Origin of the sequence: Ruoffia tabacinasalis, assembly GCF_005864045.1 — a bacterium.
Classification (GTDB): Bacteria; Bacillota; Bacilli; order Lactobacillales; family Aerococcaceae; genus Ruoffia; species Ruoffia tabacinasalis.
Map to the genome: position 1 here is coordinate 1 of NZ_VBSP01000019.1, position 22149 is coordinate 22149.

A 22149-nucleotide genomic window follows, 5' to 3' on the forward strand; every position below is an offset into this window, starting at 1 on the left:
TGTGTCATCGATTGCACACAAACGGAACACGATTCCACGGAAATCCTTGCACTACCAAACACCGTTGGAAGTATTTTTGAGTTACTTAGATGAAGCTGTTTTGTCTAGCTTAATTTGACAAATCAAAATATTAAACAATTGCTGCAAAGAGTTTTTCAGCTTCTAAATAGCCCATGTCAATGGCTTGTTGACGTAATTCATCTCTAAATTTCGGATGTGCAATTTTAATTAATGCTTCAGTGCGTTCGAAGACAGTTTTTCCTTTTAATTGAGCTGCTCCGTATTCAGTGACGATTGTATCAATATCATTTTTCGTTGTTGATACAGGCGATCCTGCGTGAAGAACTGGCACAATCGTTGAGATTGAATCATTCTTCGCTGTTGAGTAAAGGCAAATAATTCCTTTACCTGCTTGAGATAGGCGAACTCCTTTTGTAAAGTCCGCTTGTCCGCCGGTCGATGAATAGTAAGTATCTTGAACACGTTCAGAGTTACATTGTCCTAAGAAATCAACTTGAACTGTTGAATTAATCGCAACGAGATTGTCAATTTCACTAATTGTTGTAAAGCTATTCGTAACGTCACATGGTTGCATGTAAATATCTGGGTTATAGTTCATAAAGTCATATAGACGTTTTGATCCAATCGCAAATGTTGAAACTGTCTTCCCTTTTAACTGTGGTTTGTGTTGGTTACTGATGACGTTATTTTTATATAGGTCGACGGCTTTGTCAGGTAACATTTCTGTATGTAAACCTAAGTCTTTTTTCGTCATTAAATATTTCATAACGGCGTTTGGCATTGAACCAAAACCAATTTGTAAGGTTGCTTTATCTGGAACCATGTCGGCAATTATTTCACCGATGGCTAAGTCTTTGTCACTTAATTTTGGTTCAGGCAAGGTTGTTAAGTCACAATTATTTTCAATCAAGGCATCGACATCACTCACGTGAATGTGGTTTGAATCGCCATATGTGTAAGGCATGTTTTCATTTACTTCTAGAATGATTTTCTTCGCGTGTTTTAATAAAGGTCCAACATAAGAAACACTTGTCCCTAATGAGAAGTAACCCTCTTTATCCATCGGTGATACTGTTGCCATAATCACTGGCGCAGAGTCACGTTGTAATAGTAGTGATGGAATATCTGAGAAGTGATTTGGTAATAAATCTACTTTGTGTGTATTAAAATCTTTACGGTCAGCACCTGATAAGAAGATTGATACTTGTTTCAATTGCTCTTTCGGAAAAGCTAACGTCGGTGTACTTGGTAACATACGGTATAATGTGTTGTTTTCCAGTGTTGTTAATGAGCTTAAAGCTTCATGTAAGGCAGCCGGTTCACCGGGTGTAATTGGGTAAACAAGTGAATCATTGGCTTCGATTAATTTTACTGCTTCAAGAGCTGTCGTTAGCTTCTCGTTATATAGCGCTGTCATTTTATCAATCATTTAGTTAAACTCCTTCTCTCAGTATATTATTGTCCTTTAAATTTACTTGAGCGTTTCTCGATGAAGGCAGACATTCCTTCAGTTTGATCTTCTGTGGCAAAGCAGAGACCAAATACGTCTGCTTCTAAAGTCAAAGCGTGGTCTAATGGCATTTCTAAGCCTTTATCAATCACAACTTTAGCTTGTTGAACGGCAAAGGGGGCATTTTTTAAGATAGCTTGTGCCAGTGTTTCAGCTTCTGTAAGCAAGGCTTCGGGAGCAACGACTTTATTTACTAAGCCGATTTTTTCTGCTTCGTCTGCTTTAATGTTTTTACCAGTGAAGATTAATTCTTTCGCTTTAGCAACACCGACTAAGCGGCTTAATCTTTGTGTTCCACCAAAACCTGGAATAATTCCTAATGAAACTTCTGGTTGACCAATCTTCATTGTTTCTGAAACGATACGCATATCACAAGCTAAAGCGAGTTCACTCCCGCCACCTAAGGCGAAGCCGTTAACTGCCGCAATCGTTGGTTGCGGTAATTTGCTAAGTTTAGCAAAGACCGCATTCCCTAATTCTGAGAATTCTTTTCCTTCGATTGGATTTTTTTGGCTCATTTCTTTAATGTTAGCCCCTGCAACAAAGGCTTTTTCTCCAGCCCCTGTGACAATCAATACTTGGATAGCTTCATTCGATTCAATTTCAGTTAATGCTGTATTTAATTCTTGCAACACTTCACTGTCCAAGGCATTTAATGCTTTTGGTTGGTTAATCGTTAAATATCCGATACGGTCTTTTACTTCAATCATTAATTTGTTGTATGAATTCATTTAGACGCTCCTTTTATTTACTGTAGTCGTAGAAACCTTTACCTGTTTTACGGCCGAGTAAGCCTGCTTCAACGTGTTTAACTAATAGAGGTGCTGGGCGGTATTTAGAATCTTTAAAGCCTTCATATAACACTTCCATAATTGATAATGTCACATCTAAACCGATTAAATCTGCTAAGGCTAATGGGCCAATCAGGTGATTTGCGCCAGCTTTCATTGCATTATCAATCTCTTGGGCAGTTGAGATACCTTCACTTAATACAAAAATCGCTTCATTGATCATTGGGATTAAGATACGGTTTACGACAAAGCCTGGTGAGTCTTTTACTTCAACAATCGTTTTATTTAAGCTTTCACCTACAGCTTTAATCGCGTCAACTGTATCTGCATCCGTTGTTAGACCGATGTTGATTTCTAATAATTTCATTACGGGTACTGGATTGAAGAAGTGCATTCCCACGACTTTATTCGGGCGTTTTGTCACTGCCGCAATCTCTGTAATTGATAATGATGACGTGTTCGTTGCTAAAATAGTCTCTTCAGGGGCAATGTCATCTAATTGTCTGAAAATATTTAATTTCAATTCACGGTTCTCTGTCGCTGCTTCAACAACTAATTCAACTTCTTTAGCCTGTGCATAATCTGTTGATGGAATAATGTTAGCCATTGTATCATCAAGTTCTGCTTGAGTTAGACGTTCTTTGTCAACTTGGCGTTGTAATTGCGTTTGAATTTTCTCAATACCTCGAGTGACAAATTCTTCTTTAATATCATTTAAAAATACTTTATACCCAGCTTGAGCGAGTACTTGGGCAATTCCGCTTCCCATTTGTCCTGATCCGATGACCATTACTTGTTTAATTTTTTGCATCTTATCATTCTCCTATTTTTCTTTTGATAACCATGGTTGGGCAATTATTTTCTTTTGTGAGTCGGATGAGCCACCATAAATTCCAGTTATCTTTGCATCCCTAACATAGCGTTCGATGTCGTTATTTCTCATATATCCGTAACCACCAGTGATTTGTATCACGGTATCTGTTGTTTCTATCGCAACGTTTGATGACATTAATTTTGCCATAGCTACTTTGCTTGTATTATTTGCATTTGTTTCAACGACTTGTTTAATAAAGGCTTCTGTCGCTTGGATTAATGTTTCTAATTCTGCTAAACGGAACTGATTCATCTGTAAATCAATCAGTCGTTTACCAAATTGACGTTCATAACCTGTGAAAAGTAAGCCTTTCTCCATTGATCCTTGGGCAATTCCTAAAGCTTGGGCAGAGACCGCGAGTTTCATCTTATTCATTAGATTCTCGTTTTGCTCATTTCCAGCTAAAATACCACCTAAGACTTGGTCTTTTTCAATGTGAACGTCCGTCAATGTTAGCGTTGAAACCGGTAAAGCTTTCATTCCCATCTTCTCTATTGGTTCACTAATTTCAATCCCCGGTGTTTGGGCATTGACGATAAATAAACCATGACAGGTTTCGCCATTTTGTTTCATTGCTTTTGCTGCAATGATCAATGTTGAAGCAACACTTGCATTGGATACATTGGCTTTTACGCCGTTCAATGTCCAGCCACTTTCAGTCTCGATCGCTTCTGTCATCATTAATTCCGGATTACTTCCTTCAATTTCAGAGTATGCATACGCAATTAAATTTTCTCCAGAAAGTGCGGGATTTAAATGCTGCTTTTTCTGAGCTGAAGTACCAAACCGATGAATCGGCCAGACGCCGTAAGTTCCTTGAGTTAATAAAATACTTGCCAGTGCCGGAAATTGTTTAGAGACAATTTGAATTATTTTTATAAAGGTGTAAAAATCTTCTGTTTCCGAATCTTCAGAAAGTAATAGTCGAAAGATGTCACGCTTGAAGAAGTAATCTACATACTCTGTGGGATATTCTTCCGTCGCATCATAATGTTTCGTCACTTGGGTTAACTCATCATTCGTGTATTGGATAATTTCTTCAAATAAAGCATGAACCTCTTTCGACATAATACATTCTCCTTTTTCTATGGGCGTTTAACGATTAAAGCAATCCCTTGTCCACCACCAATACATAACGTAGCTAGACCTGTTTTAGAGTCACGTTTAACCATTTCGTTTAATAACGTTACCGTAATACGGGCACCACTTGCGCCAATTGGGTGTCCTAAAGCGATTGATCCACCATTGACGTTGACGATGTCTGTATCTAATTCTAATTCTTTAATCACACTTAAAGCTTGAGCTGCGAAAGCTTCGTTCGCTTCAATTAATTCAATTTCATCTAAGTTCATGTCTGCTTTAGCTAACACACGCCGCATTGCTGGAATTGGACCTGTCCCCATAATTTTTGGATCTACGCCGCCACTTGCGTAAGCGACGATTGAAGCTATTGGTGTTAAACCTAATGCTTCTGCTTTTTCTTTTGACATCAAAATAAGTATCGCTGCTCCGTCATTGATTCCAGATGAGTTACCTGCTGTAACAGATCCGTCTTTTGCGAAGGCTGGGCGTAATTTTCCTAATGAATCCATCGTTGAACCAAAGCGTGGGAATTCATCAGTATCAACCATCACTGGGTCACCTTTACGTTGTGGAACGGCAATTGGAACGATTTCTTCTTTGAAACGTCCAGCTTTGATTGCTGCTTCTGCACGGTTTTGACTTGATACGGCTAACTCGTCTTCCATTTCACGAGTTAATCCGAATTTTTCTGCGACATTCTCAGCTGTCACACCCATATGGATATCATCAAAAGCGTCTATTAAACCATCTTTTAAGATAGTATCAACGATTTGTCCGTCTCCCATACGTTTACCCCAACGTTGGTCATTTAATACGTATGGGGCTTGACTCATACTTTCTGTTCCACCCGCAATAACAACTTCATTGTCTCCGGCTAGGATTGATTGTGCTGCTAAGGCAACAGTTTTAAGTCCAGATCCACACACTTTGTTCACTGTAAATGCAGGAACTTCTTTTGGAATACCTGATTTAATAGCGATTTGGCGCGCAACGTTTTGTCCTAATCCTCCACTAAGTACATTTCCTAAGATGACTTCGTTAATCTCTTGAGGGTCTAAGTTGATGTCTTTAATACTTTCTTTCACTACTTGTGTTGCTAAATCAACAGCTGAAACATTTTTGAATACTCCCCCAAAGCTTCCGATTGGCGAACGACGTGCTGATACAATTACTACTTCTGTCAATTTACTTCCTCCATTTTATATGTGTCTTGGTTACATTTGTTAAGCGTTTACAAATATTATTCTATAGCTTGAGTCGGAAAATTTCTAACACTATAAAATTATCAACTCTATAAGCTGAACTTATATATCGTTTGGATGGTTGATTCATGACCATTTTGGGTGATGGAAATTGTTGAGATATTGTAGTTTTCATAAAATTTTTGTATAGAAAATGTGGGATGGAGGTCTGTAGTTTGAGGTCATATAGTGTCACTTTTCGAGGATGTTCAATCACAAAAAAATAGCATCAGCAAGATCATCTCACCAACACTATCTTAAAATTAATTATTGTTCGTTTAACTCCATCTCATTAATCGACTGGTTGATAGAAGAAGTCGAGCATATTTTCAAGCAGGATTTTTTCAACGTCGCTATAAGTTTTTTTCTTATATCGACATAATAAAACGTTAAATGGTACGAAATCATGGAAATGCTTCACCGCAAATTCATCGCTACTCAAGAAGCGATCTACTGGCTTTGGTAGGATGGTTACGATTTCATTATTACGCGTCGCTTCGATTAAATAATCCCATGAAGCAGACGTAAATATGACATCATTTGGCACACCCGCTTCAGTTAATTTATTTTTAATTAGAAAATACGTTGTAAACGTATCATTAAACGTCGCTAAACTATAAGGCTTCAATTGAGACCAGTTCAACAAATCATCAGAAGCTAAAGGATGGTTCACATCCATAAAGGCTGTCATTTCATTAATGTCAATCACATGTTGTTCGAAACCTTTCAGGTCTAAGTTCGTCGGTTCAATTAAAAATGCGAAATCAAGATCGTTATTAATCAACATATGTCTTAGGTCATTACAGCCACCTTCGGTAACTTCAATGCGGATGTCTGGATGTTCTAACACAAAGTTTGGTAAATACGTTGATAAGTAAACTCGTAATATTAAAGATGGAACGCCTAGTCGAATGGTTCCTTTTTGTTTAGAAGCCTCTCTTCTCACTAGCTCTTCCATCTCTATACTTTTTTGCGTAATATCTTGAGCATAGCGATATATCTTTTCTCCACTTTCAGTGAGTTCATCTAATCGTCCATTTTTTCTTTTAAATAGTTCGACTTCTTCTTTTTCAAAATTTGTAATGAATTGGCTCAAAGCTGATTGACTAATGTGAATTTTCTTTGCAGCTAATGATAAATTGCAACCACATTCGACAATATTTATGAAATAATTCATTTGATTTATATCCATTCTCATAAAATTTCAAACTCCTTTTTGCTTACATAATATAGGTTACTTCTTTTTTAATCGCTTGTAAACGCTTATTTTTTAATAAGTCATAAGTTGGGCTAATACGATGTTTAATTATTAGTAATTAGTAATTCTCGCAAAATGGTTATACTATAGTCTTGTAAGCGTTTATATACAAATTAATTTAACCAAAAAAGGAGCAATTTTTATGACAACAAAAGCAGATATCGTAAAGGAATTATATCCAGAAGATTTATATGGATATGCAGAGAAATTAACTGATGGCGAAATTGAAGTATTACAAGAAGTTCGTGAAGCTTTAGAAACTCACGTGCGTCCAGTCATCGCTGAGTACTGGGAGAAAGCTGATTTTCCATTTGAAGCATTTAAAAAAGTTAGTGATGTTGGAATTATAAATAATCCTAAGTTATATGTTGACCGTGAAGGAAAACGTAAACCAAGCGAATTATATACAGCTTTCTTATACTTAGAATTAGCCCGTTTCGATGCATCCATCGCTACTTTCTACACTGTTCACGGTGGATTATGCTACAACACGATTTTAATTGGTGGAGATGACCGTCAAATCGAAGAATTCGCACCAAAATTAGCTTCATTTGAATGGCAAGGATGCTTTGGCTTAACTGAACCAGATCACGGTTCTGATATTGCAGGTGGCTTGGCTACAACGGCTCGTCGTGAGGGAGACAACTGGATTCTTAACGGAGAAAAACGTTGGATTGGTGGCGCGGATACTGCGGATGTTATTCCTATTTTCGCTCGTGACGTTGAAGATAACCGCATCAAATGTTTCATCGTTCGTAAAGGTGCCGAAGGTTATGATGCTAACCCAATTCCACATAAAGGGTCTTTACGCGCTATCCGTAACGCACACATTAAATTAGAAGACGTTGTTGTGCCTGAAACAGACCGCTTAGCTAACATTAACGGCTTTGGTGATGTTGCGAAAATCTTAGTCTTCACTCGTGCAGATGTGTCTCATATCGCGATGGGTGTGACAGCAGGTGCTTTCATTTCAGCATTAAAATACGTCAAAGAACGCGACCAATTCGGAAGAAAATTAGGTGGTTTCCAATTAGTTCAAGAAAAATTAGCCCGTATGCAAGCAAACGTTGTAGCAAACATTGGCTACTCAGTGCGCTTAGCTGAATTACAAGAAACAGAACGTCCATTAATGTTAAATTCGTCTCTAGCAAAAATGCACAACTCACTGACAATGCGTGAAACTGTCGCAATGGCTCGTGAAGTTTGTGGTGGTAATGGTATTACCTTAGAATCTGAAGTGATGCGTTTCTTCACAGATGCAGAAGCTATCTACACTTACGAAGGAACTCATGAAGTGAATGCTTTAATCGTTGGCCGTGAGTTAACAGGTTTAGGTGCATTTACATAAAATTAAAAAAATCTGGGGTAAATATGAATAATAAAATATTCCGTTTAGAAGATTTAAAGATTGGAGACAAAATAGATTGTGGCTCTTATCAAATAAGTCGAGAGGAAATCATTGATTTTGCACAAAAATATGATCCTCAGTTTTATCACATTAATGAAGATAAAGCGAAGAAATACCAGTTTAAAGATTTAATTACAAGTGGTTGGCACACAGCATCTATTGCTATGGGGCTAGTAGTTCGATCATTTAACATCGAGCACGGTATGATTGGTGCGATGGTCAACCTATCTTGGCCAAATCCAACTCGACCAGATGATATTCTATACGTTAAAACTGAGATTCTGGATATCAAACCGTCTAAATCAAAACCATATCAAGCAGTCGTAGAAGTAAACTGGATTGTAAAAAATCAAAAAGATGACATTCTTCTTAAAACAAATTCGACAATACTTATGTTCTATGAAAACCCCACAAACCATTCGAAAAATCCTTAAGCAAAAAGTCCTAGAAGAGATCACTCTTTTCTAGGACTTTTTCTTTAGTTAATAATTTGGTAGGCGTTTGTATAAAGCATATTTGGTCAGACCACGTCTTGGATAATCGGTCATTGAACCTGATAATGTGTAACCTAATTTCTGATAGAAATCTAAGGCTTGGTAACTCAAGGTTGATAAGGAAACGGTATGTACTCCAATGGATTCAGCATACTGCTCCATTTCCTTTAATAAACCTGATCCAATTTGTTGGCCACGATACGCTTTCTCTACTGCTAATGCATTCACATGTGCTGTCTCAAATTGCTTCGTAAAGGCGATGCCTCCAGCAAAGCCAAATTTATTTTCGGCTTCAATCGCATACAATTTAGTTTCTAAATCCTCAAATTCTGGATAAGTTTCTAATGTATGTGCGTCGATTAAGGCATCTATTTTCACAAGAGAAACCTCAGGTATTTGCGCTTGAGTGTATCTCATCGTCATTGTTTAATTCACGCTCCAGTTAAAGTGTGCTCGTCGTTCAATTATTTGCCTTCAGCGTATTTTGTAATGAGTTCAATATAAATATCCACAAAGTTAAAATAAGCTTCCTTACTCACGTATTCATCGAGTTGATGGGCAGAACTTGTCTGACCTGGTCCAAAGACAACAAAGTGGAAGTCTTCGCCTTTATCAATCAGTAAATTCGACGCGTCTGTGACACCAGTCGTTGGTCCAACCAGTAGGTCTGTACCTAGTTTATCTTCCCCAATTTCTTTTGATAATGTCGCTAAAAGATTATCACCTGTCGTAATAATTGGTGGTAAATCTAGTAACATCTCAAGAGAAAGTTCTGCTCCTGTCCCTTCATACTCTGCCAATACTTGATTGAAAATATCTCGCATTTGTTCGTTATCAAATTCTGTCACCGTTCTCGCATTGAAGTAAGCTTCGGCTTTGTCCGGTACTGAGTTAATTTGTGAGCCACCGTTGAACAATGTATTAGTTAAGACCGCTCTTTTTAGAAGATCTGCTAAATCTTTATTTCCTTCGGTGTCATCTTTAGACCCACCAAAATTTTCAATGACGGGAGTAAAATCAAAGCTTGAGAAATCAGTCTCTTGATTCACACTCTCAAATGTTCCAATGACGTGTTCAACAAAGCCCATTAATGGTTCAATCGCATTCTTACCAACTTTTGGCATGGAACTGTGAGCCGATTTCCCGCGAGAAGTTACTTTAAAGTTCATTGATCCTTTGTTGGCAATGTTTATGACATCACCTGTTGGTTCAGCAATAATCATTGCTTCAACGTCATCCATGTAGCCATTTTCACGTAAATATTTTGACCCGAGTTGCGTACTTTCCTCACCCGCAGTCACTAATAAGCGAAGCGTTCCTTGAGGTAAGGCTTCGGCTTCTTTGATTTCAATCATCGCAATGACAAGTGCTGCTAATCCTGCTTTCATATCCGCAGTCCCGCGTCCATATAGTTTATCGTCTTCTTCAGTTAAGACAAAGGGATCATATTTCCAATCAGCAGCGTCCCCTTCTGACACTACATCCATATGACCTGAAATTCCAATCAGGGGGCTACTGCTTCCGAATTCAGCCACTAAATTGGCGCGTCCTTCATCGACTTCAATCACTTCTGCTTCAATCTGATGTTTATTTAAGACGTCTTTTAAATAAGTTGCAACTTCGATTTCATTTCCATTAACTGATTTAATCGCAACTAAATCTTTTAATAGTGATATCTTATCTTCATTTGAAAAAATACTCATACATTCCACTCCTTAATATTTTCCTTAATTAGCGTACTGTGCGCGAGGTCCCCCAATGAATTTTGGTCGAGTTCTTAAAGCTGTGACATGGGCTGAGCCTAATCCCTTAATGCTTGGGCGCACGGGTACTTGGACATGTTTAACATGCATCCCAATTGCCGTATCTCCAATATCTAAACCAGCTTGTGCAACAATATGTTCAACGACAACTGGATCCGTAAAGTATTTAAAGGCTGCCACCGAGGCTGCACCTCCAGCATTTAAAGCTGGTACAACAAACACTTCGTCTAAGTCAGCTTGCTTTGCAAAGGCGCGTTCAACAACAAGCGCTCTGTTCAAATGCTCGCATCCTTGAACGGCTAAATTAATTTGATGCTGGTCTAAATACTCTTTCAGTGTTGAGACAATGAGTTCGCCGACTTCTTGACTGGAATTTTTCCCAATCATGCCTCCAACAACTTCACTTGTACTACACCCTAAAACAAAAGTATTCCCTGCTTGTAATTGGGCTGCCTCTAGTACATCTTCTACAATTTGAATTAAATCATTCGTTAACTTATCAGTGTTCATTTAATTACCTTCTTTTGCTGGATTAAAACTTGTTTTCTTAAGACCTTTTAACATGGCGATCGTGACTAAACTTCCAAAAACTGTCTGAACAAGATTCCCTGGAATTGACGCCATCGCTGCTGGCCAAGTATATAGTAACATGGTTGCTAAGAAGTAGCCGACAATCATGCTCGCACTTCCAAGTACTAAGCTCATACTTAGTTTAAAGGAACTTGTTAATTTTTGATATAAATATCCAACTAACAATCCTTGAATACCATGGATGATGATTGAGAATAAAGCCCATTGAGGTGCACCAGTTAATATATCAATAAGTCCACCACTCAATGCCCCAACCCAAAAGCCACCTGCGGGACCAAGTAAGACTGCACTTAAATATATACCCGCCTCACATAATGTAACAAATCCGTTCATTGCTGGAACCGGAATAATCACTAATAGGGAAATAGCAGTCGTTAAAGCAGTTAACAACGCGATTTTAACTAAATTATTTGTTTTAAACATTCCCATTCACCTCACTTTGTATTCTATTATTATAATACAAATTTGACCCTTTTTATACGCTTATTAGAAATTAATTAGAAACAGTCGCTTTCATTGTTCGACTGATTGTATTATTTTGTTTTGATATTTTGGAGTGGTAAAATAAAGAAAACATTAGGAGTGTATATTGTGAAAAACATTATCCCATCATTATGGTTCTCAGATAACAATTGTGAAGAAGCGCTTAATTATTATGTTTCTATTTTTCCTAATTCAGAAGTCACGTCCATCGAATATTATCCGGATGAGTCTTTAAATGAACATTTTAAAGGCATGGCTGGCAAAGTTATTAATGCTGAATTTGTATTGAATGGCCAGAAATTTATTGGTCTAGATGGCGGTCCGTATTTCCGATTTAACGAAGCAATTTCATTTACGATTGCTTGCGAAGATCAGGAGGAGATTGACTACTACTGGTCAAAAATATCTCACGTTCCAGAAAGTGAGCAATGTGGTTGGGTTAAGGATGCGTACGGTCTTTCTTGGCAAATTATCCCGAGTCACTTAAATGAATTGCAACAAACTGACGCTCAAATTTAAACCTAGATGAATACGAAGAAAATTATTATAAGCAACTTGGAAGCAGCAGTTTTGGAAAACTAAATTTTATCACTGGAGGTAACTATGCAACATCATTTAACTATTCAAGAAGCTATTTTTACTTTATCAAATTTTAATAAACAAATTGACCAACTTACTTACCGTTTCCGCTCAAATTTCTTTGGACCGGTGAAAGTGGACGGTAAGCCAATTGCCCATGATGATAAAGCTAAATCGAATGAAGAAGAATTGGTAAAATACAAACAAATGATTACCGACATAAGCGCTTTGCGTCACGCCATTGCACAGGCAAATAATGAACTTATTGTAGAAAATCATAGTGTCACTTATCAGCTCGAATGGGTTCGTCAAACGCGTTTACTATTGACGCAACTTGAGAATTTAATTCAGCGCCAAGAAACACGCGTTGAGACGGGTGTTGGCGTGGTCGAATATAGTGCTTATAATGAGTCATCGATTCGCGAAGACATTGACCGACTTACGAAAGAAGTTAATAAAATTTCTTCTTTAATCGATCAATCGAATGCAAACTCTATGATTTCAATTGATTTACTCACTGAGATTTAACACTTTTGGTAGAGTCTTTGTGTACTTAAAACTAGATTGAACGGTTGCGACTGACGATTAATTTAATATTACGATTAAAGTTTAACGATTAAAAACCACTGCAGCTGATAAATATAAAGACTCGATGGATTGTTTACGCAATCAAAAACTTTTTGCCGGCAGAAGTTTTGCCTTTACACGCTGGTTTATTTCTATTTTTTCAAAAGTAAAGAGGTGAAACGATGAAAAAAGTCATATTTCATGCTCACGAATTAGAGGATTGGTCAAAAGTTATTGCTAGTGCTAGAAATGCCTTAGCTGATTTAGTTAACGTTGATATAGTTATTCTTGGAAACGGACCTGCCGTTCAAATTGTTAGTCACCCTGATATTGCTTCGAAAGCTGAGCCTTTGTTAGAAAAAGGTGTTACTTTCGAGTTATGCGGACATGCTTTGGCTGCACAAGAATTAACACAAGAACAAGCAGAAGCTATTCACTTTACATACGTCCCAAGTGGCGTGGTTGAACTGATTGCCCGCCAAGAAGACGGCTATGCATATATACGCGCATAAATAACAGCCCACCCTATTCAGTATTGATACTGAGTGAGGTGGGCTGGTTTTTTGGGATTGGTTGTTGGATTCGTGTCCCTGAGATTTTTTCAGGGACACGAATTCACCCACTTTACAAATTATAAAACCTAACCTCTCCTAAATATATGAAACGAACTTAATAAAACGTTTAGTACTGGGATTCCGTACTCTAAAATATAACTCATGATACGGTAAAATCGAGTATAAATTTTCATTAGCATTTTTCATTATAAACGGACACTGCATACAAAATATACAATGGTAAATTGAATAAGACTAAGTTATATAATACAAGCATAACTAAAGCCACTGTCCATTGATTATCAGCTGAAATTAAGATCGTTAAATAGCCAATGTATGGCAAAGCGCTTGTGAGCTCTGCCAAACAAGACATTACGCCAACTTCAAATAATTGAACGGCTGACAAATTCTTTGGCGTAGGTTCTACTTCCCCATCTTTAATCTCTGCTTTTTTATTTCTCTCTGAAAAATAGTGGTAAACACAGTAAATAATTAACATCACACCTATGATAATCAGTGTGAGCGGGAATAGAAACGGGTAATTTGTCTGCACCGATTCAAAAACATTTCGGATAATTTGCGCCAGACCGAAGTAAAATAACAGCCCAAAAATAAAGTTAGTTAAACCAATTCCAAAAATATAAGTCAAGATTGAATGCTTACTTTTCGCGGTAGATTGTAATACAAACTGTTGTGAAATAGCAATTGGATTTAAACTTTCAACCAATCCAGCACCAATCGTAACACCTAATAATGATAAAAACATATTCCTTCCTCCTTAAAAATAAAAAAAGATAGACATCCAATTTTGTACACGTTGGCCTACGTACAAAAATGAATGTCTATCCGGCGATATTTTTATATTATTTTATTTCACTCTACTTTAGCACATCAATTCCTTAAGTCAAATATTTTTCGTCTTCAACGCTACTATAATCATGATTGATGACCATATTTCCATTTAGATTCTGGCACAACGGTTCGCATAAAATTGATTATAGCTACGCCAGAAGTCTACAAATTTACTTAATTCGACTTCATTAATTCATCCACATACGCAACCACATCTGGTTGTTTTGTTTCAATCTCTTTAATTTTTTCAGCAAATTGTGGTAAATGTTCCTTGTGCGCGTAAAGTAATTCATCCAACACACGTTTGGCCGTATTTCCAGCTGGTACTAAAGGATTGATCGTAAAGGCATGTAAAGCCGCACCGTAGTTTCCTTCAACAGCTGCACGAATGACTGTCTCTTCCATTCCTTTCATCAGCTGTAACATCCCTCTAGCTGCTGGCATAGAGCTTCCCCAGTTGTAAGGCATAGCTCCGTGAGATGTAATTTCCGCCGACACTTCAATAATTGAATTATATGGTAAATCAGCAATCGCACCTTTGTTCTGCGTTGAAACAACCATTTGAGTGCGTTTATCATTGTAGATTGAGGCGATCACTTCACAAGCCGCGTCACTATAATATGTTCCCCCACGTTGCGTTAACTCATCCGGTTTGTAATCTAGTTTAGGATTTTTATACAGTTCGAACAAGCTTCTTTCTGTTTCTTTCACTACTTGCGCACGCGTTTCCCCATTTTTAAATTCTTCAATCGAGTGCTCTAACATAATATCTTCAGAATAGTAGTAATGGTGATAACCGCAAGGTAGTAGTCCCAAGTCTTGAATTTGATCGACATTATAACCTGCGTCGTGAATATTTTTTAGTGCGCTATCAGGTGCGTCCTCATCCTCTTTGTATAACAAATCGATGACTTCTTTTGTGCGCTCATTCCCAGCTTTATCCCAAACCCGGTGCCAATGAAAATGATTAATCCCAGCAAATTGAAAATTTAATTCTGCTTGTTCCACATTTAATTTCTCAGAAACATCCATACAGTGAGTAATCGGGACATTACATAAACCAATCGTGCGTTCCCAACCGAATTCATTGATCGCTGCTTCCGTTACCATCCCAGCTGGATTGGTGAAGTTGATTAACCAAGCATTTGGGCATTGTTGTCGCATATCTTCAATAATTGAACCAATCACAGGAATTGTACGCATCGCCTTAAGCATCCCACCGGCTCCATTTGTTTCTTGTCCTAAAATACCGTGTGACAATGGAATCCGTTCATCTTTCACACGCGCATCCAGTAGCCCTACACGAAATTGTGTCGTCACAAAGTCTGCATCTTTTAAGGCATTGAAACGGTCTAAAGTTAATGTCACTTTCCAGTCTAATCCGGCCGCTTTAATCATTCGCTTAGCCATTTCGCCAACGATATTCAGTTTTTCCTGCCCCGCCTCGATATCCTCCAGTACGATTTCTTCGATTGGCAATTCATCTTTTCGTTTAATATAACCTTCAATGAGTTCAGGCGTATAGCTTGATCCGCCACCGATTGTTACAATTTTAATCCCTTTAGCCATAAAAAATATAGCCTCCTCTATTTGTTTGTAAGGTTAGCTTAACCCTGCAAGTAAACCTTTACAACAGCGTGAGGTCAAGTAGTATGCCTCGTCACAAATCAATGGTCTTTTCACATTTTCCTTGTGTAAGGCTGACACAAAATATACTAAATGTTGTGAAAATCACTCAATTCCTATATGATTAAATAAAATGAAGTTAGGAGACTATCATGCTAATTATCGAACAAATGAAGTCTGAACATTTTTCTGATGCCGAACAAACCTTAGTCGACTACATGACCGAAAACCCACAGTCACTGGAAAATATGACCACTACTGCCCTAGCTCAAATAACTCATACAAATCCAACGAGCCTAATTCGAGTAGCGAAAAAGCTCGGCTTTAAAGGTTGGACTGATCTAAAAGAAGCTTTTTTAAAGGAATGGCACTATTTAAATAGTAATTATAATTCCATTGATGCAAACCTCCCATTTGAAAAGCAAGATAACTTACTTTCTATAGCCAATAAGCTAGCCTCCCTTGAGCACAATACGATTCAAGATACGCTGTCCTTATTAGATTATCAGAATTTAATGCAGGCTCAAGAAAAATTATTCAAAGCCAAAGAAATTAAGATTTTCGGAAGTCATACAAATGCGATGATTTCTCAGGATTTTGTCACTAAAATGCGCCGAATTAATCGGAATGTTTCAATTGCTTCTACATTTCATTACATTGATTACGAAGCCTATCATTCAACAGAAGACACGTGCGCCATCGTCATTTCCTATACGGGCGAGAATGATGTCATGTTAAAATGCATTGACATGTTGCGTGAACGCGGCTCATCCATTATTAGTCTGACAAGTATTGGTGACAATACGATTTCTAAACTGAGTGACGTTACCTTGCATATTACAACACGGGAAAAGCTCTATTCAAAGATAGCGAATTTCACTTCTAATACGTCAATTATTTACTTATTAAATTTACTCTATGCGGTAGTGTTTACTCACGATTATGACGCCAATTTAGAACATATTATTGAAGTCGGACAAATTTTTGATTCGCGTCGCATTAGTTCTGACATTATGCGCGAAAATAAAACTCAGTAACTGATCCGAATTTGTCGGTCGTTACTGAGCTTTTTTAATTTAATATTTTCTGAGCTAATAAAAGACAGCCGGTAATTCCAGCATTATCTTCTAAGCCAGGTGTTTGAACGTACTCGGCCATCGGTGGTAAAGCTAAGTAGCCGGCCATTAATTCTTCTAATTTTGCTTGAATCATAGGTAGTAGATGGGCTTGCTTCATTACGCCACCACCTAAGATAATTCGCTCCGGTGATAAGACTAGTGAATAATTCATCAAGGCTTGAGCTAAATAATAAGCCGTGAACTCCCATGCTTTATGGTCTTTAGGTAAATCAATCCCTTTTTTACCAAATCGCTTCTCGATAGCAGATCCACTTGCGAGTCCCTCTAAACAATCACCGTGATAAGGACATGAGCCTTCTCCAGTATCTTCTGGATGTCTTTGAACTTTGATGTGCCCCATTTCCGGATGAGAATACCCATTGAAGATGTCGCCATTAATGACCGCGCCCCCTCCAACTCCTGTTCCAATCGTTAAATACAAACTGTTTGGAATATCTCTGCTAGCTCCTAATTTGTACTCGCCATAAGCTGCCGCATTCACATCGGTCGTCCAGTAAATGGGTTTACCAAACGCTTTTTTCAAATAGCCTACAAAATCAAATTGGTTCCAACCTGGTTTAGGTGTAGACGTAATGTAACCATATGTTTCTGAATCTGGATTGACGTCAATCGGACCAAAAGACCCAATCCCAAAGCTGTCGACGTCGTATTTTCCAAAAAAATCTACTACGGCTTCCATGGTTTCTTCCGGAACCGTTGTGGGAATCGACACTCGTTCAATAATATTTAATGCGTTATCTGAAACAGCGCAGACAAATTTAGTGCCACCTGCTTCAATTGCTCCTAGTAATGTCATATTTAATCACTCCTATTTGAATTAATAAACTGGGTTTGATGCGATTAAGGTTAAGTTATTCCCTTTTATTTGGATTTCGGTTGCTGAAGCTGGCGTTACAAAAGAATCGCCTTTAGTTAGTGGGTAGGTTTTTCCATTCACAATGAGTTCCCCACTTCCTTCAATCACCGTTGCTAAATAAACAGCGTTAGAGACAGGAATTTCTAAGTCGCCTGTCGCATCCCATTTAAAGACTTTAAAGTAATCATTCGTTAGAAAATGCGTAATAGCGCCACCCTCTTGTTGGCTCACATCTGCCACTTGTTCAGGGTCTTGATGAGGAATCAGCGACACATCAATAGATTGTTGGATATGTAAATTACGTTGCTTCCCTTGATTGTCAGTACGATCGTAGTCATACACGCGGTAAGTGGTGTCTGAACTTTGTTGCGTTTCTAATATCATGACACCCCCACCAATGGCGTGAATCGTTCCATGTGGCACATAATAAAATTCGCCCGGCGTCACTGGCACTCGGCGCAGTAACTCGTCCCAGCGCCCTTCTTCAACCAATTGCTGGAACTCTTCTTTGGACTCCGCATTATGTCCATAAACGATTTGCGCACCAGGCTCAGCATCGATAATATACCAACACTCCGTCTTACCTAATTCACCTTCGTGCTCTTTTCCGTAAATATCATCTGGATGCACTTGAACAGATAAGTCTTCTTTCGCGTCAAGTATCTTTACTAATAATGGAAAGACATCATCATTTAATTCGCCAAAGAACTCACGGTGCTCTTCGTAAAATTGATCAAAGGCCATACCTTTAAATTCATCCGGCGATTCAATGGTCGAAACGCCATTTGGATGCGCACTAATTGACCAGGCTTCACCAATACGGTCGCTTGGTAAATCGAAGTTAAACTCGCTTTCTAACTTATTGCCACCCCAAATTTTCTCTTGTAAAACTGGTTTTAAAAAAATTGGCTCCACTAAAACAGCTCCATTCTCATTAATTATATTTGGATTTCGAACACGCTCTCATCTGCTAATATTATCATAATAGTTGTTGAGTTGAAAATATTTACTGGATAAGATGATTAATTAATTTCCGCTTTGCTGGCGGAAGCAGGTCTTGGGATTTAGGTCTGGCTCAAGTCAAATAGCAATTTCATTTAGCTTGAGTTCGGGCAACTAAAGACAAACCGCAACTTCATTTGGCTTGAGTTCGGCTATCTAAAGACAAACCACTACTTCATTTGGCTTGAGTTCGGGCAACTAAAGACAAACCGCAACTTCATTTGGCTTGAGTTCCGCTATCTAAAGACAAACCACTACTTCATTTGGCTTGAGTTCACACAACTCAGGACAAACCGCAACTCCATTTGGCTTGAGTTCGGCTATCTAAAGACAAACCACTACTCCATTTGGCTTGAGTTCGGGCAACTAAAGACAAACCACTACTCCATTTGGCTTGAGTTCGGCTATCTAAAGACAAACCACAACTTCATTTGGCTTGAGTTCAGCTATCTAAAGACAAACCGCAACTCCATTTGGCTTGAGTTGCATTTTCAAAAAAAGAGAGCCATAATTTTCTCAAATTACGGTTCTCTATGTAATCTCTAATTCATCTCTACAATTGTTCGACCAACGTGTGAGCCTTCTTTTAAGGCGATAATTGTTTCAGAAACGTCATCTAGTTTAATTGTTTTCGTGTTTAAATTATCAACAACATTCCATGAATCCGCCAAGTTGTTCCAGATTGTTTCGCGTTCTTCTTGAGAAGCGTTGACTGAGTTGATCCCTAGTAAGTTAATGCCTCTGAGAATTAATGGCAAGACAGTTGTTTCTAATTTTACTCCCGCTGCATTTCCGCATAAACTCATGCTTCCCTTTTCTTGAATTTGCGAGATGAGAGTTGCGGCAACATCGCCTCCGACGGTGTCTAAGACGTAGTCGTATTTTTGAGAAGCAAGGGCTTTTTTCTCGCCAATATCATCTGCCCATAAGATTTGATGCGCGCCAATATCTTTAACAACTTTTTCCTGATAGTCTTTACGGATCATTGCTGTAACGTTTTGGTAGCCGGCTTTGACTAGGATGGCTAAGGCTATACTCCCTACGCCACCGGAAGCACCAGTGACTAAAATTCGTTGATCCAATTTCGGATCCATACCATGCTGTTCAAGTGCTCGAACAGATTGGGCTGCTGTGAAACCAGCTGTCCCATAAGTCATAGCATCTTTTAAAGTTAGATTTTCTGGCACCGGAATGATCCATTCAGAAGGCACTTGAGCGTATTGGGCTAGGCCACCCGTGTGATTCACACCTAAATCGTATCCTGTAATGAGTACTTCTTGTCCAACTTCAAATGATTCATCTGTCGTTTTAACAATTTCTCCACTTAAGTCAATCCCTGGAATCATTGGGTAGCGACGAATCACGCCACCCTTTGCTTGAGTAGCTAACATATCTTTATAATTCAGTGATGAATAGTGAACTTTGATTAAAACTGAACCTTCGTCTAAATTTTCTTGCTTTATTGATTCAACTTCATAACTTACGTCGTCGTTTTCTTTTCGTACAACGAGTGCTTTAAATAAATCCAATTTCATTCTCCTTTTATTCGGTGACTATTATTTTTTCTTGAGCAATATCACGAATTTGATAGAATAACTCTCTCACGTCTTTATCCTCAACCTGATCAGCAAAGTCTGTTAATAAGTCGTAATTCACATGCGCATCAGTCACTTCACCAAACTCATCTTGAATGGCTTCAGCTGCTTTTTTATACGGTTTAGTTTTTTTGGATGTTATATTTTTATAGTATTTTGCTGCATAGCGATTTTTCTTAGCATCTTTTCGAATATCATGAACCGTTTCATAATCTTCGAGATCCACTTCTTCATACGCTTTTTGCAATTTATCATTCTTTTTCTCTAAGCGTTTAGCAACATATTTATCCCAATCAAAATCTTTTTCCAACTCTAATTCTTCAAGCGTTTCTTTAGTGGTTGTTAACGCGTCTTTGACTAGTTCAACATTCGTCACGTTAAATGTGCGACGCATTTCTTTCCGCCGTTCTTTGCCTAATAAATTAAACGCATCATAAAAATACTCACTTAAATCTGGTTGTTCTAAAGCAACTTCTTCAGTAAATTCAGTCAATACATCGAGTTCGCGAATAGGTCCAAATACTTGCGCTGCTTCGCGAAGCGGCGCATTCATTGAATCATACGTCTCTTCACCGATAATCGGTTTGATAAAGTTCAATAAACCACGCAATTCTCTTATGCTCACTCGCAAATCATGTGTTATATCGCTATCAAAAGGATTATTAGAATAATCCACGTACCGCGCTTCAATGATACTCCGTCGCTCCAGCAAAATATTTTTTACTTTTTTGTCATTCGATTCACCTCTCTCTATTTTTTTAAAATTGTTTTTCGATATCTTAAGTATAGCACTTACATCCGCAGAGCTAAAACAATATACTGTGCACAGGTGTTGTGTGGATATGTTGATAAAATGAAAAGTTATTTGCATATTATCAACATGTGCATAAGTATTTTGATTAAAAAAAGTCCGCTTGTGCCACATAGTTATACACAAACGAACTTTAGTAATTAAATTTCTTCAAAAATGACCGCAGAACGGCCTTTCTCATCCATATCACTGACTTTAATAATTGTTAAACCTTTTTTATTCGCGTAATCGGCAATTTCTTGGTACAGCTTTGTCACTTGTGTTTTAAACACGCCACCACTTGCATCAAAATCTTCTACAATATATTTCTTTGCCATCATTTGCCTCCTCAGTTTATTTGTTAATGTTATTTTAGCATAAATGCTGTGGTATAATCTTTTATCACGCTTTTCTGAGAAAGTATTTTAAATCAATTCTTACTTTCTTGGCATAATCTTGTCACAATTAAATATCATCCTTAAGACTGATATCCGAATCAATCCTTGGCGTTATAATGTATATAGTCAAGAAAGGGTGTGTATTAATGAAAGCAAATAAAACTTCAAAAACAACTTTAGGTAAATTTGTCAAAGCCTTATTCAAAAAAGAAACACCTCTATATATTAAAGGTATGGTCGGTGTCGCCCTAGCCTATACGATCTTCCCCGTGGATGTCCTGCCAGATATCTTTGGTCCCTTAGGTTTTGTTGACGACGCGGCAGTAATTGGTGTCTTAACTACGGTTGCGATGACTTTACTTGATAATTTCTATGAGAAACAAACTGGAGTGTCGAAAGTCGACCCTCAACAAAATATTAAATATGCAGAAGTTGTGAATGACTAAATTCAATTATAATAAAAACGAGTATCGCTTGCTGTTTGCATGACAGTGGCTATACTCGTTTTTTATTATTTAATTTTCCAAACTAAGATGGACTATATATGTTGTAAGGTTCTATTCTTAACCTTTATATAAAAACTTAGTGGCGTAAATACAAGTACTAAAATAATTCGTACGTATTTTTCAATCATTTCGTTAATCATCGAAAGTGCATTTAATGCAGACATTATG

24 protein-coding genes and 1 pseudogene are annotated in these 22149 nt (G+C 37.8%); 8 read left to right on the top strand and 17 right to left on the bottom strand.

The window, feature by feature from the left end; translation table 11 throughout:
* Positions 1–118: pseudogene (locus tag FEZ33_RS06435) on the top strand (IS30 family transposase); the annotation flags it as partial.
* Positions 119–130: 12 nt separating this feature from the next.
* On the opposite strand, the gene FEZ33_RS06440 reads toward FEZ33_RS06435, so the two are convergent.
* From FEZ33_RS06440 to FEZ33_RS06465, 6 genes are all read right to left on the bottom strand, one after another.
* Complete coding sequence (locus tag FEZ33_RS06440) at positions 131–1450, bottom strand: acetyl-CoA hydrolase/transferase family protein (RefSeq protein ID WP_212746674.1); 1320 nt, start codon at positions 1448–1450, stop codon at positions 131–133.
* A gap of 26 nt (positions 1451–1476) precedes the next feature.
* The gene (locus tag FEZ33_RS06445; RefSeq protein ID WP_138404583.1) at positions 1477–2262 is read right to left on the bottom strand and encodes an enoyl-CoA hydratase-related protein; all 786 of its coding nucleotides are present in this window, start codon (positions 2260–2262) and stop codon (positions 1477–1479) included.
* Positions 2263–2275: 13 nt separating this feature from the next.
* Positions 2276–3133: a 3-hydroxybutyryl-CoA dehydrogenase gene (locus tag FEZ33_RS06450; protein ID WP_235888786.1), complete on the bottom strand. Its 858-nt coding sequence runs from the start codon at positions 3131–3133 to the stop codon at positions 2276–2278.
* Between the two features lie 12 nt (positions 3134–3145).
* Complete coding sequence (locus FEZ33_RS06455; RefSeq protein WP_138404584.1) at positions 3146–4264, bottom strand: acyl-CoA dehydrogenase family protein; 1119 nt, start codon at positions 4262–4264, stop codon at positions 3146–3148.
* Between the two features lie 17 nt (positions 4265–4281).
* On the bottom strand, positions 4282–5463 hold the full coding sequence (locus FEZ33_RS06460; RefSeq protein WP_138404585.1) for an acetyl-CoA C-acetyltransferase: 1182 nt from the start codon (positions 5461–5463) through the stop codon (positions 4282–4284).
* Between the two features lie 349 nt (positions 5464–5812).
* Entirely contained in the window at positions 5813–6712 is a 900-nt protein-coding gene (locus FEZ33_RS06465) for a LysR family transcriptional regulator (RefSeq protein WP_138404618.1), read from the bottom strand.
* Positions 6713–6920: 208 nt separating this feature from the next.
* Here FEZ33_RS06465 and fadE point away from each other — a divergent pair, with 208 nt between their 5' ends.
* Both fadE and FEZ33_RS06475 read left to right on the top strand, forming a co-directional pair.
* On the top strand, positions 6921–8126 hold the full coding sequence (gene fadE / locus FEZ33_RS06470) for an acyl-CoA dehydrogenase FadE (RefSeq protein WP_138404586.1): 1206 nt from the start codon (positions 6921–6923) through the stop codon (positions 8124–8126).
* 23 nt (positions 8127–8149) lie between these two features.
* Entirely contained in the window at positions 8150–8620 is a 471-nt protein-coding gene (locus FEZ33_RS06475; RefSeq protein WP_138404587.1) for a MaoC/PaaZ C-terminal domain-containing protein, read from the top strand.
* A gap of 48 nt (positions 8621–8668) precedes the next feature.
* Here FEZ33_RS06475 and FEZ33_RS06480 read toward each other — a convergent pair whose 3' ends face one another.
* From FEZ33_RS06480 to FEZ33_RS06495, 4 genes are read right to left on the bottom strand one after another with little or no spacing between them, the layout of a single operon-like run.
* Complete coding sequence (locus FEZ33_RS06480; RefSeq protein ID WP_138404588.1) at positions 8669–9103, bottom strand: GNAT family N-acetyltransferase; 435 nt, start codon at positions 9101–9103, stop codon at positions 8669–8671.
* A gap of 41 nt (positions 9104–9144) precedes the next feature.
* Entirely contained in the window at positions 9145–10383 is a 1239-nt protein-coding gene (locus FEZ33_RS06485) for an ArgE/DapE family deacylase (RefSeq protein ID WP_138404589.1), read from the bottom strand.
* A gap of 24 nt (positions 10384–10407) precedes the next feature.
* Positions 10408–10953: a TIGR01440 family protein gene (locus tag FEZ33_RS06490; protein ID WP_138404590.1), complete on the bottom strand. Its 546-nt coding sequence runs from the start codon at positions 10951–10953 to the stop codon at positions 10408–10410.
* The gene (locus FEZ33_RS06495; RefSeq protein ID WP_138404591.1) at positions 10954–11457 is read right to left on the bottom strand and encodes an ECF transporter S component; all 504 of its coding nucleotides are present in this window, start codon (positions 11455–11457) and stop codon (positions 10954–10956) included.
* Positions 11458–11625: 168 nt separating this feature from the next.
* Between FEZ33_RS06495 and FEZ33_RS06500 the strand changes: the two genes are divergently transcribed.
* The 3 genes from FEZ33_RS06500 (at position 11626) to FEZ33_RS06510 (ending at position 13175) form a co-directional block, all read left to right on the top strand.
* Complete coding sequence (locus FEZ33_RS06500) at positions 11626–12036, top strand: VOC family protein (RefSeq protein ID WP_235888787.1); 411 nt, start codon at positions 11626–11628, stop codon at positions 12034–12036.
* 84 nt (positions 12037–12120) lie between these two features.
* The gene (locus FEZ33_RS06505) at positions 12121–12624 is read left to right on the top strand and encodes a hypothetical protein (RefSeq protein WP_138404592.1); all 504 of its coding nucleotides are present in this window, start codon (positions 12121–12123) and stop codon (positions 12622–12624) included.
* A gap of 221 nt (positions 12625–12845) precedes the next feature.
* Positions 12846–13175 (top strand): DsrE family protein, encoded by a 330-nt coding sequence (locus tag FEZ33_RS06510; protein ID WP_138404593.1) that lies wholly within the window; start codon positions 12846–12848, stop codon positions 13173–13175.
* Between the two features lie 235 nt (positions 13176–13410).
* Here FEZ33_RS06510 and FEZ33_RS06515 read toward each other — a convergent pair whose 3' ends face one another.
* Together FEZ33_RS06515 and FEZ33_RS06520 are read right to left on the bottom strand one after the other, a co-directional pair.
* Positions 13411–13983, bottom strand: coding sequence for a GAP family protein (locus FEZ33_RS06515; RefSeq protein WP_138404594.1), 573 nt, complete (start codon positions 13981–13983; stop codon positions 13411–13413).
* 260 nt (positions 13984–14243) lie between these two features.
* Positions 14244–15638, bottom strand: a complete 1395-nt coding sequence (locus tag FEZ33_RS06520) for a 6-phospho-beta-glucosidase (RefSeq protein ID WP_138404595.1) — start codon at positions 15636–15638, stop codon at positions 14244–14246.
* Between the two features lie 209 nt (positions 15639–15847).
* Here FEZ33_RS06520 and FEZ33_RS06525 point away from each other — a divergent pair, with 209 nt between their 5' ends.
* A complete protein-coding gene (locus FEZ33_RS06525; RefSeq protein ID WP_138404596.1) occupies positions 15848–16732 on the top strand; it encodes a MurR/RpiR family transcriptional regulator in 885 nt (294 codons plus the stop codon).
* Between the two features lie 34 nt (positions 16733–16766).
* Here FEZ33_RS06525 and FEZ33_RS06530 read toward each other — a convergent pair whose 3' ends face one another.
* The 5 genes from FEZ33_RS06530 to FEZ33_RS12430 all read right to left on the bottom strand — a co-directional run bounded on the left by FEZ33_RS06530 (position 16767) and on the right by FEZ33_RS12430 (position 21415).
* Positions 16767–17630 carry an ROK family protein gene (locus tag FEZ33_RS06530; protein WP_138404597.1) on the bottom strand — a complete coding sequence of 288 codons (864 nt, stop codon included), beginning with the start codon at positions 17628–17630 and terminating at the stop codon, positions 16767–16769.
* 21 nt (positions 17631–17651) lie between these two features.
* Complete coding sequence (gene manA, locus FEZ33_RS06535; protein WP_138404598.1) at positions 17652–18605, bottom strand: mannose-6-phosphate isomerase, class I; 954 nt, start codon at positions 18603–18605, stop codon at positions 17652–17654.
* Positions 18606–19234: 629 nt separating this feature from the next.
* On the bottom strand, positions 19235–20227 hold the full coding sequence (locus FEZ33_RS06540; RefSeq protein WP_328590774.1) for a YhdH/YhfP family quinone oxidoreductase: 993 nt from the start codon (positions 20225–20227) through the stop codon (positions 19235–19237).
* Between the two features lie 7 nt (positions 20228–20234).
* Positions 20235–20963, bottom strand: coding sequence for a CHAD domain-containing protein (locus tag FEZ33_RS06545; protein WP_268951508.1), 729 nt, complete (start codon positions 20961–20963; stop codon positions 20235–20237).
* Between the two features lie 275 nt (positions 20964–21238).
* A complete protein-coding gene (locus FEZ33_RS12430; RefSeq protein WP_171031309.1) occupies positions 21239–21415 on the bottom strand; it encodes a hypothetical protein in 177 nt (58 codons plus the stop codon).
* Between the two features lie 206 nt (positions 21416–21621).
* Between FEZ33_RS12430 and FEZ33_RS06550 the strand changes: the two genes are divergently transcribed.
* The gene (locus FEZ33_RS06550; RefSeq protein ID WP_138404601.1) at positions 21622–21921 is read left to right on the top strand and encodes a YkvA family protein; all 300 of its coding nucleotides are present in this window, start codon (positions 21622–21624) and stop codon (positions 21919–21921) included.
* Positions 21922–22149 lie beyond the last annotated feature (228 nt).

Coding starts and splice junctions, on each gene's coding strand:
- FEZ33_RS06440 (WP_212746674.1), bottom strand. CDS start 1,450: ATGATTGATAAAATGACAGCGCTATATAACGAGAAGCTAACGACAGCT.
- FEZ33_RS06445 (WP_138404583.1), bottom strand. CDS start 2,262: ATGAATTCATACAACAAATTAATGATTGAAGTAAAAGACCGTATCGGA.
- FEZ33_RS06450 (WP_235888786.1), bottom strand. CDS start 3,133: ATGCAAAAAATTAAACAAGTAATGGTCATCGGATCAGGACAAATGGGA.
- FEZ33_RS06455 (WP_138404584.1), bottom strand. CDS start 4,264: ATGTCGAAAGAGGTTCATGCTTTATTTGAAGAAATTATCCAATACACG.
- FEZ33_RS06465 (WP_138404618.1), bottom strand. CDS start 6,712: ATGGATATAAATCAAATGAATTATTTCATAAATATTGTCGAATGTGGT.
- fadE (WP_138404586.1), top strand. CDS start 6,921: ATGACAACAAAAGCAGATATCGTAAAGGAATTATATCCAGAAGATTTA.
- FEZ33_RS06475 (WP_138404587.1), top strand. CDS start 8,150: ATGAATAATAAAATATTCCGTTTAGAAGATTTAAAGATTGGAGACAAA.
- FEZ33_RS06480 (WP_138404588.1), bottom strand. CDS start 9,103: ATGACGATGAGATACACTCAAGCGCAAATACCTGAGGTTTCTCTTGTG.
- FEZ33_RS06485 (WP_138404589.1), bottom strand. CDS start 10,383: ATGAGTATTTTTTCAAATGAAGATAAGATATCACTATTAAAAGATTTA.
- FEZ33_RS06490 (WP_138404590.1), bottom strand. CDS start 10,953: ATGAACACTGATAAGTTAACGAATGATTTAATTCAAATTGTAGAAGAT.
- FEZ33_RS06495 (WP_138404591.1), bottom strand. CDS start 11,457: ATGTTTAAAACAAATAATTTAGTTAAAATCGCGTTGTTAACTGCTTTA.
- FEZ33_RS06505 (WP_138404592.1), top strand. CDS start 12,121: ATGCAACATCATTTAACTATTCAAGAAGCTATTTTTACTTTATCAAAT.
- FEZ33_RS06510 (WP_138404593.1), top strand. CDS start 12,846: ATGAAAAAAGTCATATTTCATGCTCACGAATTAGAGGATTGGTCAAAA.
- FEZ33_RS06515 (WP_138404594.1), bottom strand. CDS start 13,983: ATGTTTTTATCATTATTAGGTGTTACGATTGGTGCTGGATTGGTTGAA.
- FEZ33_RS06520 (WP_138404595.1), bottom strand. CDS start 15,638: ATGGCTAAAGGGATTAAAATTGTAACAATCGGTGGCGGATCAAGCTAT.
- FEZ33_RS06525 (WP_138404596.1), top strand. CDS start 15,848: ATGCTAATTATCGAACAAATGAAGTCTGAACATTTTTCTGATGCCGAA.
- FEZ33_RS06530 (WP_138404597.1), bottom strand. CDS start 17,630: ATGACATTACTAGGAGCAATTGAAGCAGGTGGCACTAAATTTGTCTGC.
- FEZ33_RS06540 (WP_328590774.1), bottom strand. CDS start 20,227: ATGAAATTGGATTTATTTAAAGCACTCGTTGTACGAAAAGAAAACGAC.
- FEZ33_RS12430 (WP_171031309.1), bottom strand. CDS start 21,415: ATGGCAAAGAAATATATTGTAGAAGATTTTGATGCAAGTGGTGGCGTG.
- FEZ33_RS06550 (WP_138404601.1), top strand. CDS start 21,622: ATGAAAGCAAATAAAACTTCAAAAACAACTTTAGGTAAATTTGTCAAA.